We start from the raw sequence: 19,101 nt of genomic DNA, 5'->3' as shown, positions 1-19,101 counted from the left end.
CGTTTTTAGAAGCAGAACACATAGAAGCCTCCTGTCTTTAGGTGATACATATAGCTATATCCCTAAAACAGGAGGCTTCCCTTTTTCATCCCATTACAAAGTTCGGGATGACTCATGCTTTGTTTTTTCTGCTGTTCCGGACATTCTTGTCCGGAACCTTACTGATTGGGACATCCTTGTCCCCGTTTCAGCTATCCCGGATCCAACCACCCCTGGCCCTCCTTAACCAAGGCGGGGAATTTATACTTACTGCTTCAACAGCCTTCATATTAGTTAAAGCCACTCCTGTTTGTCATCCTGTAAAGGATCTTGTGGGAAGGGAGATTGAGCATAAGCTACAGAGCTTATACTTTTGTCAGAGCTATAGCAGGCTCCCCGCCTTAGATTAGTGAGAACGCGAGATCGAAACTAACGAGTGTAGCTCTGAGGGGCAGAGGTGGTTGGACCCGGTGCTGCAGCACGTTCACTAGAATGTACCAACCTTGCACCTTGAGTTATACTTAGTTATTGCTATATTGCCGGCTCAAATCTTTGAAAGTATAAAACAACGATACAGATATGTCTTATAATCTGCTTAAAGGAAAGAAAGGAATCATTTTCGGTGCACTTGATGAAAAGTCTATTGCCTGGAAAGTAGCGAAGCGTGCCAAAGAAGAGGGTGCTGAGTTTGTATTGACGAATGCGCCGCTTGCCATGCGTATGGGCGAGATCAATAAACTTGCGGAAGAGTGCAACGCGCAAATTATACCTGCCGATGCAACTTCTGTTGAAGACCTGGAGAACCTGTTCTCAAAAGCTCAGGAGATCCTTGGAGGCAAAATCGACTTCGTGCTGCACTCTATTGGCATGAGCCCGAACATCCGCAAAGGCAAAACTTACGGCGACCTGAACTACGATTGGTTCCTGAAGACACTGGATATCTCTGCACTGTCTTTCCATAAGGTGATGCATGTAGCCGAGAAGCAGGATGCCATGAACGAGTGGGGTTCTATTGTAGCCCTTTCTTACATTGCAGCCCAGCGCGTATTCCCTGACTATACCGATATGTCGCAGGCTAAGGCGGTACTGGAGTCTATTGCACGTAACTATGGCTACCGTTTAGGCCGCAGCAAAAAGATCCGTGTAAACACCATCTCGCAGTCTCCGACTAAAACAACGGCTGGTACTGGTGTAGGTGGTTTCGATGCGTTCTACGACTATGCAGATAAAATGTCGCCGCTTGGCAACGCATCTGCAGAAGCATGCGCCGATTACACGATCACGCTGTTCTCTGACCTAACGCGTTTTGTAACCATGCAGAACCTGATGCACGACGGCGGTTTCAGCAGCATGGGTATCTCTGAGGATATCGTAGAGATGATCTCAAAGTAATGGCTTAATATGCTAATTGTTTAATGTGATAATTAGGCAATAATAGAAAAAGCAAAGGCCTCTGAAATTTCAGAGGCCTTTGCTTTTATAAGTCTAATTTAACAATTAGCATATTAACTAATTAGCACATTAACTACTCTTCCTCACGGTGCACAGTGTTTATGTCGAAGGCAGGCACACAGACTGACCAGTATTCTGTCTCCTCGTCGTAAGGATTGGAATAGCGCACACGGCTACCGGCTTTTATAAGTATGGTTTCGCCGGCCTTAACTTCTACTTCCTCACCGTCAATCTCGATCAGTTTTCTGCCTTTCAGTACAATGGTTACCTCATCGAATTCAGGGTTCTGGTGTGGTTCGCTCCAGTTAGGGGGAGCCACCATATGGGCCACACTAAAGCCAGAGGTACGGGTAGAGGCATGCCCAAAATGCTCCTCGATCAATTTGCCGTCGGTGGTAGGAACCCTGAACGGGTTGGTCTGCTTGATGTATTTCTTCTCGCTCATGTAATTAGTGGTAGCTTATTTTTTATCAGGACATTCGCCTTTTGTATAAGAGGTAACGCCGGCACGGTCAGCCTCGCAGCTGTTGCCGTATGTTTTTCCGTCGCAGCCGCAAACCGGGTCGTATTGCATGGTGCACATCTGGTCTGGGTTTATCTTGCTTTCGTCTATGCAGGCGGTGGCGTCCTGGGTTGGTTTTGTACAGGAGTTGCTCATCAGCAACATTGCCAGCGAAAGTATGGCAAGTGGGTTTTTCATAGTATAAAGTTATTTGCTTGGATGTTATACGGGTTGGTACAGTTTTTTGCCGGTTACTAACCAAGTATGGCTACAACCGTATGATACTTCAAGCGCAAAAGTATCTAAATTATCCATAGCCTGCCATAGGTAAAATTAATATACCAATGCGCTCCAATATAAAAGTAGAACCATAGACAAACCAGAGATGGATAACATGAAGAACAACAACGGCAGAATTTTAATGGCGACAATTGCGGGATTAGGAGCTGGTATTGCTGCAGGCATATTGTTATCACCTAAAAACGGCCAGGATAACCGCGAAGACCTGAAACGCACGCTGACCAAAGCCGGTGACGACATTAACACCAGGGTAAGAGGCTGGACAGACGCCATTAAATCAAAGATGGAGAATAAGCCAAACCAGCACGAGGAGCACCTGGTAATGCACGGCTCCTGGGAAGACGTAAAGCGCCAGCTAAGCGCCAACTACGCAGAACTGACCGAAGAAGACCTTTCTTACGAGCATGGCAGAGAGCATGAGCTGATGGAGCGTTTGCAAACACGCCTTAAGAAAACAAAAGACGAAGTACGCAAGCTGATCTCTGACCTTAAAAGAAGTTAGAAACTGAAAACTTCTGCGACAGAGCAATTAGATATTCGGGACATTTTTTATACTTTTATTTAAAGTATAATAGTATTCTGTTGTATAGATATAACTTAATGCTGTGTACTGACGTTAGTAGTACACATAAGATTTAAAATGAAATTAAATTAAAATAAAGACTATGAAAGACAATAGCGGAAAAGTGCTTCTGGCCCTTTTGGCAGGTGCAAGTGCAGGCGTTATCGCTGGCTTGCTAATGGCTCCGGATACTGGCGAGGCTACTCGCAGCAGTGTGAAAAAATGGGCTGGTAAAGTAAGCAAGGACCTGGAGAAAAACCTGCAGGCTGGCCTTGACGAAATCAAGAACATGAGTGGCAGCACATTCGGTAAGTCTGGCTCAGATACGGGCAGCACTTCCGGTAAAACTGGTAGCTCAAGCGGAACAACCGGCAGTACAACAAGCAGTGGCTCTGGCTCATCTGGTGCCGGCTCTACAGGTAGCACTGGCGGTAACGCATAAAGTATAAATCTTATTGAAGGCACATAGTGTGTTTATGCTAAGACCCAAAGCCGAAGCCGGTAATATTATTATGGCGGCTTGCTGAGGCGGCTGAGGTCAGTGTGCCGGTTAAAACGCCTGCTATTTAAGTATAGCAGGCGTTTTTTGTTTACTGTTACCCCATATTTTTAAACCTGCACAAAGGTATCGCGTTATTAAATATTAGATTAATGTATACTAATACCCATTAATTTTAAGTTAACATATAAACAATTTATAAATACAACTATGAGAACTAAAATGGAAAGCAGATCGCTTGGAGAGGATAAGTCAACGTATTCGACGAATGCATCGGTGCGCCAGATAAGACAGCAGGGTGCTACGGACAGAAGTGACAAAGGCAGCAATGCAGGCGCTGTAGCGCTTGGTTTGTTGGCTGGTGCCGCAGCTGGTGCTATTGCAGGTGTGTTATTAGCCCCGGACAAAGGTGCTATTACACGTAAAAAAGTAGCAGACTCTGCCTCTAAGCTGGGCGATCAGGTTAGCAAGGGTTACTCTGCTACAAAAGATAAGGTAAACTCCTGGACTGGCAAGAAAGAGCCTTATCAGAATCCTAACCTTAGCAAGAATCAGGCAGGTACCATGAGCAGCTCTTCTTCTGAACCAAACAAGAACTGGGATGATACAGAAGTGAACAGAATGATCAACGATTCCAGAAGAACTCCAGGATTATAAGATCTGGCAATAAATTAAAAAAGCGTCCCGAAATTCTTCGGGACGCTTTCTTTTTATACTTTGGGTAAGCAATTAGCCTACTTTCTCTTCTTCTTTTTTCTCCTGTCTTTCAGGCTTCATCTGCGGGAAGAACAGCACATCCTGAATAGAGTTTGAGTTGGTCATGATCATGGTTAAACGATCAATGCCCACACCTAAACCTGCAGTTGGCGGCATGCCATACTCCAATGCACGCAGGAAGTCTTCGTCAAGGGCCATGGCCTCTACGTCGCCACGCTTAGCCAGTTCTAGCTGCTCCTCGAAACGGGCACGCTGGTCTACCGGGTCGTTTAGCTCAGAAAAGGCGTTGCAGATCTCTTTACCGTTACAGATTGCCTCGAAACGCTCTACCAGGCCAGGCTTGCTGCGGTGCTTCTTAGCCAGTGGGCTCATTTCTACAGGGTAATCCGTGATGAAGGTTGGCTGTATCAGGTATGGCTCAGCAGTCTCACCGAAGATCTCATCGATAAGCTTTGCCTTGCCCATGGTCGGGTCTGTGTGGATACCCAGTTTCTCAGCAGTCTGGCGCAACTCGGCTTCCTCCATGTTCGAGATATCAACCTTAGTGAAGTGCTCGATTGCCTCGTACATCGTATAACGCTTCCAAGGACGGGCAAAGTTGATCACGTTCTCGCCAACTTTAACCTCTGTGGTACCGTGCAGGGCAAGGGCTACTTTCTCCACCATCTCCTCCACAAGGTCCATCATCCAGTTATAGTCTTTGTAAGTAACATAAAGTTCCATTACCGTAAACTCAGGGTTATGGAAACGGCTCATGCCCTCGTTACGGAAGTCTTTCGCAAACTCGAACACGCCATCAAAGCCACCCACGATCAAGCGCTTCAGGTAAAGCTCATTGGCAATACGCAGGTATAGCGTCATGTCCAGGGTGTTGTGGTGTGTTTTAAACGGACGGGCCGCAGCACCACCGTGTATAGGCTGCAGAATTGGCGTTTCAACCTCCAGGTATCCTTTCTCGGAAAGGAAGTTACGCATGGTATTTACCAGCTTGGTACGCTTTGTAAATGTCTCGCGTACATGCGGGTTCACGATAAGGTCTACGTAACGCTGACGGTAGCGCAGCTCAGGGTCCGTGAAACCGTCGTGTACGATCTCATTGCCATTCTCGTCAATCTCACGCTTTACGATAGGCAGCGGCTTCAGTGATTTAGCCAGAACGGTAAGCTCGGTTACGTGCACCGAAATTTCGCCTACCTGCGTTACAAACGCGTAACCTTTAATGCCAATAAAATCACCGATGTCGAGCATTTTCTTGAACACGGTGTTGTACATGTCCTTGTTCTCGCCCGGTGCAATATCATCTCTCGAAACGTAGATCTGGATACGGCCAGTGCTGTCCATCAGCTCCGCAAAAGAGGCCTTACCCATAATGCGGCGGCTCATCAGACGGCCTGCCAGTGTTACGTTCTGGTAGTTATTTCCTTCCTTATCGAAATTTTCCTTTATCTCCTTGGCAGTAGCAGTAACTTCAAATGTTTCAGAGGGATATGGGTTGATGCCCATTTTCTCCAGCTCTTCGCGCTCATGGCGTCTGCGTAGTTCCTGTTCGCTGAGTTGCATGCGATTATCTTAAAAATGTGTTGTGTTATATCAAACAGCAAAAATAAGGAATAATTGTGAGTTAGAAAGGTAAAGTGTTAGAGAGTTTGGGAGTTAACAAGTATAAATTAGTAGAAACTTAGTAATTTTTAATTATCTGAATCAGAGTTTGTGAAGATTTTAAGAACCGGGTCGAACCACCCCTTTATCCCCTCAGAGCTGCGCTCGCAATCTTCAAACTCTCGTTCTCGATTGTCCAAGGCGGGGAATCTGCTACTACTTCTTCTCCTGCCAACACAATAGCAGCTTTACCTCTCCTTTTGTCATCCTGAAAGGATCTTGGTAAAAGGGAGGTTAAGCTGCAGCTATAACACTCATGCTTTTGTAAGAACAATATACTAACTCCACCCCTTGGACAAGGCTACTATTAGGACACAAATTTACATTCGTTGTTATTCCTGCCGCGAGTTTACAACTCGTGGCTTATTATGTGACAAGCTTTCAGCTTGCGTAGGTATGCAAAAGTATAAAAATCGACTCACGCAAGTTGAAAGCTTGCCCACATGGACAACCACGAGTTGAAAACTCGCGGTAGACAGAGCATTTTATACTTGTGTCTTAAGTATAGCCCCTCTCAAGAGGGGTGGTTTACCCAATAAATAATCATCCTAATCAATTAAATCCCCTTAACCACCGGCCCAAAAAACAACTCCTGCAAGTATAAACCTGCAGGAGTCTGAAGTATAAATATGAGCAAAACGTAGTTACGCTGCCTGACCAAGCTGATATTCCTGATCGCCGAACAGCGGTTTGATGTGCTGCTCCAGCCTGGCTGCCACAAACGAGTTTTGCAGGTACGTGGGCAGTTCTTTCACAAAAGCCTCGTATTGCACAACGCCCATGGCTTGCGCCACATAGCTTTCGTGTATGCCGTTGAGGTAGCTTACAATCTCCAGCAGCGATTCATGGAAAAGCTTAAAATCGATATCTGCCTGCACGAAGCGCTCTATTTCGCGGTGCGAGGATGAAATGCGTAACCGTGCCAGTAGATCGAACAGGGTAGTATAACCTACACGCCAGGTAAGCTGCTGCCAGTGCTGTGGGCCAAACTTCTGCAACACATCACCGGTTTTGCTGCTTCGGATGGCAAGTGCCGGGTTCGCCTGCACCTGCTGCCTAACGGCCTTGGCCTTCTGGCGGCGCGTGGTTCTTAAAAACTGACCAATCTGTGCCTGCGCTTCCAGCTCTTTACCGGCTATTTGCAAGCCCGGCTTGTAATGCGACAGCGGCAAGCGGTGTATGTTATACTCGTCGTAGTGCCCCGAAGCGTAAAATCCGATAGCCTTAGGGTAAGCGTTTTTCACTACCAACCTGCCAGCCTCACGAAGTATAAGCGCCTCGTTGCCGGACTTAACCCCACGTGTAAGCAAAAAAGCCTGCAAACCTGAAAATACAGTATAGTATGCCTGCGGGAATGTCCAGTGCAGGGCGTTGCGCATATAGGCCTCGTCGCCGAGGGCGGCTGTGGTACGCATGGCATACTCGGTATTCCAGGAATTTAAGAGGTAACGCTTCACTGTTTCAAGTTCCTGCTCGCTCAGCTCTTCCTGCGTTTCTCTGAGAAAAGCCAGCTGTTCCACACCGCTTGTTTCGCCGTGCTGAATGTGGTAGCTTATCGCAAAAAAGTAGTTCAAAAATACCTGCGCCGGAATTGACTTTTGCCATTCTTTATCGTGCTCTGCAGGCTCATTCTGGGTTAGCTGAAATACGTTGTTATCTTCTCTCTCTTTCATATTTTAACAACAAAATTCAGCTACTGGCAGTTGCATAAATAGCTGAAAATCATTGTATTTTGCTTATTTTAAAAGCCTGTAAATCAGATGGTTGAGAAACGGAGTTGATGTATTTTATACTTCTGATTTTTATGCTGGTAAAATGCTGATAATAAGGGTGGTACAGACGCTGTGATTTTGGGCAGAAGACAGTTTTACCATAAGGTTTACTTACCATAGTTTACAAGCCAAAGGCTTGGCACAGATTGATCGGGCGATGAATAAAACAACAGCATTAAAATAAGAGTAAGATAACTGCAAAGGGACCTGCTTTATGGATTTATCTTACATATTAAACGAGTTAGGCGAAGACAGGGAATCATACTTTAACGCCGTTGCCCCGCCCATTTTGCAAACCAGCAATTTTGCGGCCCGCTCTGTTGCCGACCTGAGGCATATGCTGCAGCATGAGCCGGAGGCATCCCTTTATACACGGGGCAATAACCCTACGGTAACCATGCTGGAGCAAAAAATTGCAGCCTTAGAAGGAGCAGAGCATGCCATTGCTTTTGGCAGCGGTATAGCCGCAGTGGCTGCTGCAGTGCTGTCGCAGGTAAACGCCGGTGACCATGTTGTATGTGTGAAAAAGCCCTACACCTGGACCAATGCCCTGATGAAGCGCTTCCTGCCAAGGTTCGGCGTGGAGGTTACCATGGTAGACGGCACAGATGCAGAAAACTACCGAGCCGCCATAAAGCCCAATACCCGCCTGCTGTACATGGAAAGCCCCAACTCCTATACTTTTGAACTGCAGGATATTGCCGCCGTGGTGGCCATAGCAAAACAACATGGCTGCACCACCATAATAGACAACAGCTTTGCCAGCCCTATAAACCAGAACCCGATTGCATTTGGTGTAGACCTGGTGGTACACTCCTGCACCAAGTATATTGGAGGGCATTCTGATGTGATGGGTGGCGTAATTTGTGGTTCGCGGGAAAGTATAAACAGGATCTTTGAGCGGGAGTACATGACCCTTGGAGCCATACTTTCGCCACACGATGCCTGGTTGCTGATCCGGGGGTTGCGCACGCTGCCTATACGCATGGAGCGCGTGGCAGCCTCTACCCGAAAAGTAGTTGATTATTTAGTGCGGCACCCAAAGATAAAGGAAGTATACTTTCCGTTTCTCGCTACGCATCCGCAACATGCCTTAGCCAAAAAACAACTCCGCGATAACACAGGCCAATTTTCGATTTTGCTGGATACAAATGATATTAAGAAAGTAGAGCTTTTTTGCGATAGTTTGCAGCATTTCCTGATGGCAGCCTCCTGGGGTGGCCACGAATCACTGATTTTTCCGATTGCCGCATCTTATACAGAAGGAGGATTAAAGCCTACACTACCTTTTAATATAGTGCGTTTTTATGTGGGCCTGGAAGACCCTGAGTATCTGATAAAAGACATTGCGCAGGCACTGGAAAAAATAGCACTGTAAGAAACTCAAAATCAGTGCTATAATTTATCTTTTTCTAAGATAATTGCCAGTGAAAGCCTCTTTTTATTGTAATGTACTTATTCTTAATATAGTGGTAATAAATTGTATTGTATTTGGCGTTAGCTTTGTACAATGAATAAGGCCTTCCAGTCTCTCACGCTTACTCCTTATGCCCCTGAATGGGAATGCCTTTCTATCTCTGTAAATCAATCCAATTTATATCTATTTACTAAACTTTATGGTCAAACATTTACAAAAGCTATTCGCTCTTGTGCTGGTATGCTGTGCCTTTTTAGGCAGCAGTAGTGAGGCGTGGGGGCAAGAAATTAGGTATGAACCTTTCAATTATACGGTGGGGACAGCTCTTGGTGGGCAAGGTGGCTGGGTTAACGCTAATTCAGGAGATGAAATTGATATCGTAGCCGGTAATTTAAGTTATGGTAACTTAAGGCAGTCTACAGGTAACATGGCCTCATTCAGTGGAGATGGTAAGGACCCACAACTTGTTATTGCAAGCCCTATTACTTCAGGCTGGGCTTATTATTCGTTTGTCTTCCGTGTAACTGATTTAAGCGCAGTTGGTACCGGAGCTAATGATGCTACTTATTTTGCAGGTTTGGGTAGTAATTCAACAAATTTCGGCTCAACTCTTTGGATAAGAAAATCTGGTACAGGATTTAATATTGGTATCTCTAAAAGAACAGCCTCTGCGGATGTAAACTGGCAACCTGATGTTTATTCACTCAACCAAAACATACTTGTTGTTGGTGCTTACAACTTAATATCTGGTACTGCAAATGACTATGCAAGGGTTTGGATAAACCCAGTAGAAAGCAGTATTGGAGGAAATGAGCCTGTAGCTACTTTAGAAACTACTCTAACCGGTACTGATTTGTCAAGTATTGACAGATTCTTTTTACGTCAGGATGCAAATGCTAAGACTCCTGGTATTGTTGTCGATGAATTAAGGGTTGGAACTAACTGGGCATCTGTTACACCAATAGTTGATAATATCGTCCCATCAATTACTACGTTAAATCCATCAAATGGAGCAACTAATATTCCAACAACTACATCGAGCTTATCCATCACTTTTGATGAGGCGGTTGTAAAAGGAACTGGATCAATCGAATTACGTGAAGTTGGTAGTAACACGCTATTGCAGTCAATTGCGGTAACAAGTAGCAACGTAGTTGTGAGTGGAACTAACGTAACGATAAATGTTAGCCTGGTTGCTTCAAAAAATTACTATGTTGTGATTCCAGGTACTGCGTTTTCAGATGCTGTAGGTAATTTCTTTGCTGGTACTTCAGGTAGTACAACATGGTCGTTTACAACATCGACTCCAACCCCTGAGATTTTGACTTCGGTACAGAATCTGTTTTTTGGTTATTTGCAGCCAAATCAGAGTAAAGTACTGTCCTTTTTAGTTAACGGTACTGATGTAACTGAGTCAGTAACAGTAACGACTTCAGGTGTATATACACTAGCCACAGAGTTGAACGGTACTTATGCAAACAGCATTACTCTAAGCGCAGCAGAAGCTACAGCTGGTAAAACAGTATTTGTAAAGTATAGCCCAACGGCTGAAGAGCAATCAGCGGGTACAGTTACGATTGCCTCTAATGGTGCTGCTACAGTGAATGTTAAATTATTGGGCACAGCCTTTGCCACCTATGCACAAAATTTTGATGACTGTGCCTTTGGCGGTAACCTTATTGGTGGCTGGAAGCAGATTAGCCTTGTTGGTGCGCAGGTTTGGGGTTGCTCTTCATTCGGTAACAACGGTACGAACGGTGTTCAGATGAACGGCTTCAGCTCAGGCGCTAAAGACAACCAGGATTACCTGATCTCGCCAAGTATGGATTTGACCAACCTTAGTGTGCCAATGCTTAGCTTCTGGTCAAGATCCGATTTCTCAGGTCCTGCCATGACGGTATTGGTTTCTACGAATTATGACGGCGTGAGTGATCCAACAACTGCTACATGGGTAACACTTAACGCAGGTCTGCCAGCTTCAAACTCAGCTACCTGGAAGCAGTCAATTGTAGATCTTTCTGCTTACAAGCAACCAAACGTACACATCGCTTTCTATTATACTTCTACTACTGCTTCAGCATCACGCTGGACAGTGGACGATTTCAGCATCAACACTGAAAGCTATTTTGTAACTACGAGCAACCTGAGCCACAGCTTCGGAATTGTAGCACCACAGGCTACTTCGGCAAACAAGAGCTTCACGTTCTCTGTGCTGGGACTGACACAAGACCTGACTCTTTCTGTGCCTGCTGACTTTAAAGTATCAAAAGACGGTAACACATTTGCACAGAGCATTACCTATACGAAAGAAGAGGCAGCTGCTAACAATACTTTCTTTGTACAGTTTACACCAACCGTAGAAGATTATGTGCTAACAGGCGCGATTCAGTTTACAAGCGGTAACCAGCTAAACATTACAAGAGGTAATCTGGTGGGTTCTTCAAAGTCTAAAGAATCAACGCTGGACATTGTAACCTGGAACGTTGAGTGGTTTGGTGCTGATAAGGATTATGATGGCCAGACGTTAGGGCCGTCGAACGATGAACTGCAGTATGCAAACGTGAAGCAGGCAATGATAGCACTAGATGCAGATATCTATGCCCTGCAGGAGGTAGCCAATGACGCTAAGATGGCGCAGCTTGTTAGCGAGTTACCAGGCTACGACTTTGTAAAGTCTGATGTATACTCATACTCTATCAGGACTTCTGCAACTCCGCTAACTCCTCAAAAGCTGTACATCGTTTATAAAACTTCTACTGTAAAAGTGAAGAGCCAGAAAGTGCTTTTGGAGAAGCTTTACAGAGACCTTTTGGCTAATACTAAGGTACTGCCTAACTATAACCCTACGGTTACTACATCAACTGACGAAGTTAAAGATGACAGCTTCTGGAGCAGTGGCCGCTTGCCGTACATGGTAGAGGTCGAGGCCAATATTAATGGCGTTAAACAAAACCTACACCTATTAAACATACACGCCAGAGCAAACAGTGGCACAGCCATAGACCGCTACAACATGCGTAAGTATGACCTGCAGGTGTTGAAAGACAGCCTGGATGCTCAATACCCTCATGTTAACCTGGTAATGCTTGGCGACTACAACGACGACGTGGACGTATCAGTGGTTGGTACAAACGAGTCTACTTACAAGATTTTTGTAGATGATGCCCGCTACAACGTGCTGACATTAGACCTTAGCAAAACCGGCGTGGGTACTTACAACGCAACCAGCTTCCTGGACCACATAACCGTTGCGCACCACCTGAACGACGATTACGTTATGGGTTCTATCAGGATTGAAGATGGCCTTACTTCTTTGATCCCAAGCTACTTCACTACAACTTCAGACCACTTGCCAGTATCGGCTCGCTTTAACTTGTCTGCTACTCCGGCGGTTACTTTTACAGAAGCCACAGCAACCAAAGCAGAAGGTGATGCGAAGTATAACGTTAACCTTACACTATCTGCAGCGCAAGCCACAGAACAGACCGTAACAGTAAGTGTATTACCTACAAGCACAGCATCTGCAGCAGACTATACTATAACAGGTGCTACCAATGGCATGGTAACTATAACAGTACCAGCCAATGCTACTACTGCTTCCTTTGAGGTTGAAATCACTGATGATAACCTGGTAGAGGCAACTGAACAGGTGATTTTCCAGATCACTAACAAGAGTGCCAACCTGGCGATCGGTAGTGCTGATACATACACGCTGACAATCACAGACAACGACAAGTCTACAGTTAACTTTGCAGCGGCATCTGCCAGTGTTAAAGAGGGTGATGGTGAAGTAACCATAAACCTGACACTGGACCAAGCGCCTGTAACAGAGCAAACTGTGAAAGTGACCCTTGGCGGAGATGCAGTTTATACTACTGACTACACCTCAGAGCCAGCTGCTTCAAATGGCATGTTTACTCTTACACTGCCTGCCGGACAGGCAACAGCCTCTGTGAAAGTTAACCTGGTAAATGACTTTATTGTTGAAACTGACAAAGTTTTAACTCTGACGTTGTCGGAGCCAAGTGCAAACCTGCTAGTTGGTACTTCAAATGCATTTACACTTAACATTGCTGACGATGACAAATCAACTATCAGTTTTGCATCGAGCACTGCTACAGTAAATGAGAATGCCGGCGAAGTAACAGTTGCATTAACATTAACACAGGCAACAGTTACTGAGCAAACAGTTAAGATAGAGTATGGCCTAAGCACAGGTCTGGCTTACAATACTGACTTCACTACTACACCAGCACCGGTTTTAGGTGCCATTAACCTGACCATTCCTGCAGGCGCTTCTACAGCATCTTTCAAAGTGAACATCGTAGACGACGCAGTAGTTGAAATGGATGAGGTTCTTACTTTATACTTAAGAGAGGTAAGCAGCGGTTTAGTTATCGGCTCACAGCCAGCACATGAAATTACCATCACAGACAACGACAAGTCTTCTGTAAACTTTGCAGCTGCAGCCCTTAAAGTTAACGAGGAGTCTGGCTTAACCGAAGTTACGATCACACTTGATCAGGCTACTGTTAAAGCAGAGCAAATCACAGTTTCTGTGTCGAATGGTGTGGGTGTAACTTACGGCGCAACAGGCGACTATACGACAACACCTGCGGTGGAAAACGGTAACATTGTGATTGCTGTGCCTGCTGGTGCTACATCAGTTAAGTTTGGAATCAATGTGATTGATGATCAGGAAACTGAAGAAGATGAACTGATCAGCTTCGGATTGGCTGCTGTAAGTGATAAACTGGCAATTGGTACTTTAGAACCGGTATTTAACTTTACTATAGAGCGCAACGATCTGGCAACAGGCATTGCTGATGCTACTAAAGGACAGTTTAAAGTATATCCTAACCCAGCTACAAACTACGTTAACCTGGTACTACCTGAGAAGGCTGTTACTGGTAATGTAAACCTAAGCGTTTGGTCTGTAGATGGCAGAAGAGTATTTGAAACTACTGGTACGTTAGAAAACGCTAAGCAAAACCTGAACAGTAAAGTAAACTCACTTGCTACAGGCGTTTACATTATCAAAGTTCAGGCTGGTAAAGATGTATACCAGTCCAGACTAATGAAAAAATAAGTATAAGCCTATACTTTGAAAAGGGCCTGCCGCATATGTGGCAGGCCCTTTCTTTTTTCAGGGGGTGTATCAGGCAAATGTTTAACAGAAGATATATGAAGCTGCTGATTTATTGTTAAATTTGATGGCATAACATTGAGTATTGGCTTGTTGTTGTGCTGGAAAGGATATTGTTTGTTGAGTTTCCTTCCTGATGCCAACTTTAGTTGCAATGCCGAAGATCTAAACCATTCGCATCGAAACTGACTCATACTGCATGATCATTTATATCTTCTGAAAATCAACCTTATACTTTTATAATCTATGTTTAAACATTTACGAGAGTGCATTTTCTTGATGCTTTTTTGTTGTTTGTCATTGTTTGCGAACAGTGTTTGGGCACAAACTAACCCAACAGTACAAAGCATACCATTTAACACCGACTTTAGTAGTATGCAGAACACTACAGTGTTACCCAATGGTATTAGTGCTTGGGCAAACGCTTTTATGAGTTCAAAAGAGGCAGCAGAAGCGTCTGTGCCTAATGCAGATGCAACTGTAAGTGTTGTGTCTTCTGCGCAAAGCAGCAGTGGTAATGTTTACAATTATTTTAAAGACGGCAACAACAGGCTTTATATCCAACAATCAGGAAATACAACCACAGGTTCAAGTCAGATTGCAACAGCTATTAATACACTTGGCAAAACAAAAGTGAGTGTCTCGTATGATATAGAACTGATCAATAACCAGACACGATCTGTTGGTGTTGCGCTGCAATACAGAGCTGGAGAATCAGGGGGATGGACTACTATAGCAGGGGCAGATTATAGTTCCTTAGGCAGAACAACTGTTGGGGATATAGAGGCGATTTCAATATCTCTACCAGCAGATGCCCTTGACCAGCCCATAGTACAATTACGTTGGGTTACATTTGAAATTGTGGTTGATGGCGTTGGAGGTGCCCGTGATGGTGTTGCACTGGATAACCTGGCAATTAATGACGGAGCTAACACCACAACACCACTTACAACCAGCGATTCAGCGTTATCTTTTGGGTCTGTTTTGAAAGGTTCTGAAAGTCAGGTTCTGAGTTATACTTTATCTGGTAATGAATTAACTAATGATGTGATTGTTAGTGTAGAAACTCCGTTTGCTGTTTCAAAAACAGAAACAGGGAGCTTTGCGCAAAGTATTACCTTTACCGCAGCAGAACTGGCATCATCAAAGCAAGTTTATGTAAAACTCACTACTGAAGCATCTGGTATATTTGCTCAGAATATAACACACTCTTCAACAGGTATATCAGATGTTAGTGTAACCTTGTCAGCCAATGTTTTCAGTCCATACGAACAAGAATTTACAAGCTGTACAGGTGGCAATAGCTTAACTGGCGGCTGGATGCAGTATAGCGTAACAGGTACACAAACATGGGAGTGCACCACGTATGGCAAAGAGGGAAATGGGGTGCAGATGAATGGCTACAGCGGTGGCAACAACGAAAACGAAGACTGGCTGATTTCCCCATCATTAAACCTGACCACATTTGACAAGCTGCCAGTGCTAACTGTTGACTACCGCACAAAGTTTAGTGGTGAAGATTTAGTGGTGAAGGTATCCACGGATTACACCGGCTCCGGCAACCCGGCTGCAGCAACCTGGACAACCTTGCTTGTGTTAGAAGCTGACAACGCCGACGTTTGGAAAACATTACAAGGTATCAGTCTAGCTGACTACAAAGCTGCTAACACGTATGTGGCTTTCGTTTATACTTCCACTTCAACAGCCTCTGCGCGCTGGACACTCGACAACTTTAAAATTGAAAACAAAGAGCAACTGCTAAACTACAGCAGCCAGATGCTCAGGTTTGATGAAACGGCGGTAGGCAATGCCTCTGCGGCACAAACGTTTGAGCTGCGTGCCCTCGGCTTTACAGAAAATGTGGTGGTAACTGCCCCCGCAAACTTCGAGGTATCTAAAGACAATGTAACCTTTGCCTCGTCGGTAACATTTACAGCAGCTGAGGCTGCAAATGCAAATACCTTATACCTGCGTTTTAAGCCAACCGAGGCCAAAGCAAAAATCGAAGGAAAGCTAAATATAGCCAGCGGCTCTGCCATCGAAAACATCGGTTACCTGTATGGCTCATCAATCTTAAAAGAGAACACACTCGATATCGTAACCTGGAATCTGGAGTGGTTTGGCTCTGCTAGTAATGGTCCACAAGATGATGATGTGCAATTTGCTAACGCAAAAACTGTGATCCAGAAATTAGATGCTGATATTATTGCCTTGCAGGAGATAGTTGATGAGAGTCAAGTACAGAAGCTGGCTCTAGAAACCGGATATGCCTACGAAAGTATGACCATGACTGCGTGGCAGGATGCCGCAGACCAGAAGCTGGGCTTTTTATACAAGCCAGGCGTGGTTTCGGTGAAAAAGGAGAAAGTGATCTTAGCTAAACTTTATGCCGATATCAAAGCCGGCGCTGCTACGTTAACAGACTACCCGGGAGGCAATAGTTCTTTCCTGTGGTCGAGTGGTCGTTTGCCTTACATGGTGCAGTTCGAGGCAACCATTAGCGGAGCGAAACAACTTTACAGCCTGGTAAACCTGCACGCCAAGGCAACTGTAAATAACCCGGAGCAGGATTACCAAAGACGTAAGTATGATGCGCAGGTATTAGCAGACACGCTGGCAGCACAGTATGCTAATGCAAATCTGGTTATACTTGGCGATTTCAATGATGACGTTGACGTGTCGGTAGTAAGCAATTACGCTTCACCATTTGAGGTGTTTGTGAACAACAGCAACTACAGCACCCTGACCTATGATCTGAGTGCGAGTGGCGCTGTAACTTATAAGTCAAGCAGCTTAAGTAGTTTCTTAGACCACATTGTTATTTCAAGCACATTAACAGATGAGTACGTTGGTAACTCGATCATGATAAATGAGCAATTTGACGAGGAGATAGAGAACTACCGAAACTCTACTTCAGACCATGCACCAGTGTCGGCACGTTTCTTTGTTAACTCAGAGGTTACCACAGGCATAGCCGATGCTACCAAAGGCCAGTTCTCTGTTTATCCGAATCCTGCGCAGAACCATGTGCGCCTGGCATTGCCAGCAAAAGTGGGTGCGCAGCAAAGTATAAACCTGAGTGTTTGGTCCGTTGATGGAAGAATGATGTTTGAGACCACCGGTAAACTGACGGAGGCAAACCATAGCCTGAACCGTAAAGTAAGCACATTAAAAGAAGGTGTCTACATCATCAGGATAATGGCTGGCAACGAGGCATACCAGGCCAGATTGCTAAAAAATTAATCCTAATCAATAAGAAAAAAGAGGCCTGCAATGTAAGTTGCAGGCCTCTTTTTTATACTTCCGTTTTAATATCCCATTGCTTTGTCATCGCCTCGTGGGTCGGCGCCACCTTGCAACCTGACATCTGGCAAAACAAGTATGGCATCTATCCGGCCAAAAGGACCGCGTTCCTGTAGCTTATATCCTTTGACTGTAAGTATGGCCCTTACTGTAGGGGCAATGGCAGTTGGTTCGTGTTGTATCTCGTCGGGTAACCACTGGTGATGAAAGCGCGGAGCGGCAACAGCTTCCTGCATGGTCATGTTAAACTCCACCACATTAAGTATGGCCTGAAATACAGATGTGATGATGGTGGAGCCTCCAGGTGTGCCAACCACCATAAACAGCTTGCCGTCTTTCTCAAGTATAGTTGGTGTCATGGAGCTTAGCATTCGTTTGCCAGGCGCAATGGCGTTTGCCTTGCCACCAACCAATCCATACATATTCGGAGAGCCTGGCTTAACACTAAAATCATCCATCTCATTATTCAGCAAAAAGCCGGCACCTTCAACCACTACCTTAGAGCCATAGCTGCCATTAAGTGTGGTTGTTACTGAAACGGCGTTGCCCGCCGCATCTATTATACTTAGGTGGGTAGTCTGCTCCGATTCGTATACTGGCAAGGCGCCTTCTTTTATCTCTGCTGATGTAGTGGCACGGCTCAGGCTTACCGATTTCATTCTGTCTTTCAGGTATTCTGCATCAAGCAATTCGCTTACAGGTACTTTCACAAAGTCAGGGTCACCGAGGTAGGCGGCACGGTCTGCGTAGGCACGGCGTTCGGCTTCAACCATAAGCTGTATGGCCTCTGGGCTCTGCCAGCCATACTTTCCGAGGTTATAAGGCTCAACCATGGCAAGTAGTTGCAGCAACGCCACACCCCCACTGGAAGGAGGCCCCATCGAAATCACTTTATAGTTTTTATACTTTCCTGTAACAGGGTTGCGCCACACGGCTTTATAGTTTTCCAGATCCTGGTGCGTAATGATGCCTTCGCCACGTTGCATCTCCTTCACAATAAGGTCAGCTGTTTCGCCTTTGTAGAAACCATCCCGGCCCTTATCACGGATGCGTTCAAGGGTACGGGCAAGGTCCGGGTGCTTTAGTGTGTCTCCGGCTTTCCAGCTATCGGTTGCTACCAAGTAGGGGAGGTGCTTGTTATGTTTGATGAATTTTTCCCGGGCGTTGTTCATGCCTGCAGCCTCTTTTTCCGTTAACACAACCCCATTGCGTGCCAGGTCTATGGCGGGCTGCACCAAAGCCGCCCATGGCAAGGAGCCAAATTTCTGATGTGTTTCATACATTCCTGCCACGCTACCGGGTACTCCGGAGGCCAGGTGCCCTGCCAGACTAAGATCCTCGATCACATTGCCTTGGTTATCCTGGTACATTTTTTCATAGGCTGTGGCCGGTGCCATTTCGCGGTAGTCCAGGGAGCCAATGCTGCCATCTGTCTGGCGGTACACCAGAAACCCGCCTCCGCCGATGTTACCTGCAGCCGGAAACGCAACTGCAAGCGCAAACTGTGTGGCAATCGCTGCATCAAATGCGTTCCCACCTTTCCGTAAAACCTCTACTCCAATGCGTGTAGCCTCCGGATGTGCTGAAACCACCATGGCCTGGTTAGCAGTTTCTGCTTGTTGGCTTTGTTCGGGTAACTGCGATGTTTTACCACAGCCAAAAAACATCGCTGGAAAAATGGCTATGAAAAGCAGCCACACTTTAACTGTGGTGGCAGTTGTTGGCGCGCTTATATCACGGACGTTTATTTTTTGCATAGTTAAAAGTTGGGGTTAGGGCAGGTAAGATAAAAA

At 45.4% G+C, this 19,101-nt stretch carries 13 protein-coding genes; 7 read left to right on the top strand and 6 right to left on the bottom strand.

From position 1 onward, the window contains the following. Nucleotides 1–558 precede the first annotated feature (558 nt). Nucleotides 559–1,371 carry an enoyl-ACP reductase FabI gene (locus tag AC4BAP_RS14770; RefSeq protein ID WP_490583436.1) on the top strand — a complete coding sequence of 271 codons (813 nt, stop codon included), beginning with the start codon at nucleotides 559–561 and terminating at the stop codon, nucleotides 1,369–1,371. 133 nt (nucleotides 1,372–1,504) lie between these two features. Here AC4BAP_RS14770 and AC4BAP_RS14765 read toward each other — a convergent pair whose 3' ends face one another. Both AC4BAP_RS14765 and AC4BAP_RS14760 read right to left on the bottom strand, forming a co-directional pair. Continuing rightward, nucleotides 1,505–1,876, bottom strand: coding sequence for a cupin domain-containing protein (locus AC4BAP_RS14765; RefSeq protein WP_490583435.1), 372 nt, complete (start codon nucleotides 1,874–1,876; stop codon nucleotides 1,505–1,507). A 15-nt stretch (nucleotides 1,877–1,891) separates the two neighbouring features. Then, on the bottom strand, nucleotides 1,892–2,131 hold the full coding sequence (locus tag AC4BAP_RS14760; protein ID WP_490583434.1) for a Kazal-type serine protease inhibitor family protein: 240 nt from the start codon (nucleotides 2,129–2,131) through the stop codon (nucleotides 1,892–1,894). Nucleotides 2,132–2,327: 196 nt separating this feature from the next. Between AC4BAP_RS14760 and AC4BAP_RS14755 the strand changes: the two genes are divergently transcribed. The 3 genes from AC4BAP_RS14755 to AC4BAP_RS14745 all read left to right on the top strand — a co-directional run bounded on the left by AC4BAP_RS14755 (nucleotide 2,328) and on the right by AC4BAP_RS14745 (nucleotide 3,951). Then, nucleotides 2,328–2,735, top strand: coding sequence for a hypothetical protein (locus tag AC4BAP_RS14755; protein WP_490583433.1), 408 nt, complete (start codon nucleotides 2,328–2,330; stop codon nucleotides 2,733–2,735). Nucleotides 2,736–2,898: 163 nt separating this feature from the next. After that, nucleotides 2,899–3,237, top strand: a complete 339-nt coding sequence (locus tag AC4BAP_RS14750; RefSeq protein WP_490583432.1) for a YtxH domain-containing protein — start codon at nucleotides 2,899–2,901, stop codon at nucleotides 3,235–3,237. A 267-nt stretch (nucleotides 3,238–3,504) separates the two neighbouring features. After that, nucleotides 3,505–3,951, top strand: a complete 447-nt coding sequence (locus tag AC4BAP_RS14745; protein ID WP_490583431.1) for a YtxH domain-containing protein — start codon at nucleotides 3,505–3,507, stop codon at nucleotides 3,949–3,951. A gap of 72 nt (nucleotides 3,952–4,023) precedes the next feature. Here the strand turns inward: AC4BAP_RS14745 and lysS are convergent, their stop codons facing one another. Further along, nucleotides 4,024–5,571: a lysine--tRNA ligase gene (gene lysS, locus AC4BAP_RS14740; protein ID WP_490583430.1), complete on the bottom strand. Its 1,548-nt coding sequence runs from the start codon at nucleotides 5,569–5,571 to the stop codon at nucleotides 4,024–4,026. Between the two features lie 743 nt (nucleotides 5,572–6,314). Continuing rightward, nucleotides 6,315–7,343, bottom strand: coding sequence for a hypothetical protein (locus AC4BAP_RS14735; RefSeq protein WP_490583429.1), 1,029 nt, complete (start codon nucleotides 7,341–7,343; stop codon nucleotides 6,315–6,317). Between the two features lie 313 nt (nucleotides 7,344–7,656). Between AC4BAP_RS14735 and AC4BAP_RS14730 the strand changes: the two genes are divergently transcribed. Then, a complete protein-coding gene (locus tag AC4BAP_RS14730) occupies nucleotides 7,657–8,820 on the top strand; it encodes a trans-sulfuration enzyme family protein (RefSeq protein WP_490583428.1) in 1,164 nt (387 codons plus the stop codon). Between the two features lie 921 nt (nucleotides 8,821–9,741). Here the strand turns inward: AC4BAP_RS14730 and AC4BAP_RS14725 are convergent. Further along, a complete protein-coding gene (locus AC4BAP_RS14725; protein ID WP_490583427.1) occupies nucleotides 9,742–9,909 on the bottom strand; it encodes a hypothetical protein in 168 nt (55 codons plus the stop codon). A 166-nt stretch (nucleotides 9,910–10,075) separates the two neighbouring features. Here AC4BAP_RS14725 and AC4BAP_RS14720 point away from each other — a divergent pair, with 166 nt between their 5' ends. Then, nucleotides 10,076–13,948: a Calx-beta domain-containing protein gene (locus tag AC4BAP_RS14720; RefSeq protein WP_490583426.1), complete on the top strand. Its 3,873-nt coding sequence runs from the start codon at nucleotides 10,076–10,078 to the stop codon at nucleotides 13,946–13,948. A 432-nt stretch (nucleotides 13,949–14,380) separates the two neighbouring features. After that, on the top strand, nucleotides 14,381–17,248 hold the full coding sequence (locus AC4BAP_RS14715) for a choice-of-anchor J domain-containing protein (protein WP_490583425.1): 2,868 nt from the start codon (nucleotides 14,381–14,383) through the stop codon (nucleotides 17,246–17,248). Between the two features lie 65 nt (nucleotides 17,249–17,313). Here AC4BAP_RS14715 and ggt read toward each other — a convergent pair whose 3' ends face one another. Then, on the bottom strand, nucleotides 17,314–18,975 hold the full coding sequence (gene ggt / locus AC4BAP_RS14710) for a gamma-glutamyltransferase (protein ID WP_490583438.1): 1,662 nt from the start codon (nucleotides 18,973–18,975) through the stop codon (nucleotides 17,314–17,316). Between the last annotated feature and the right edge of the window lie 126 nt (nucleotides 18,976–19,101).

It is taken from the genome of Pontibacter sp. GD7, assembly GCF_058216375.1.
Note: the sequence above shows the minus strand (reverse complement) of the source record. Positions and strands in the feature narration are given on the sequence as shown.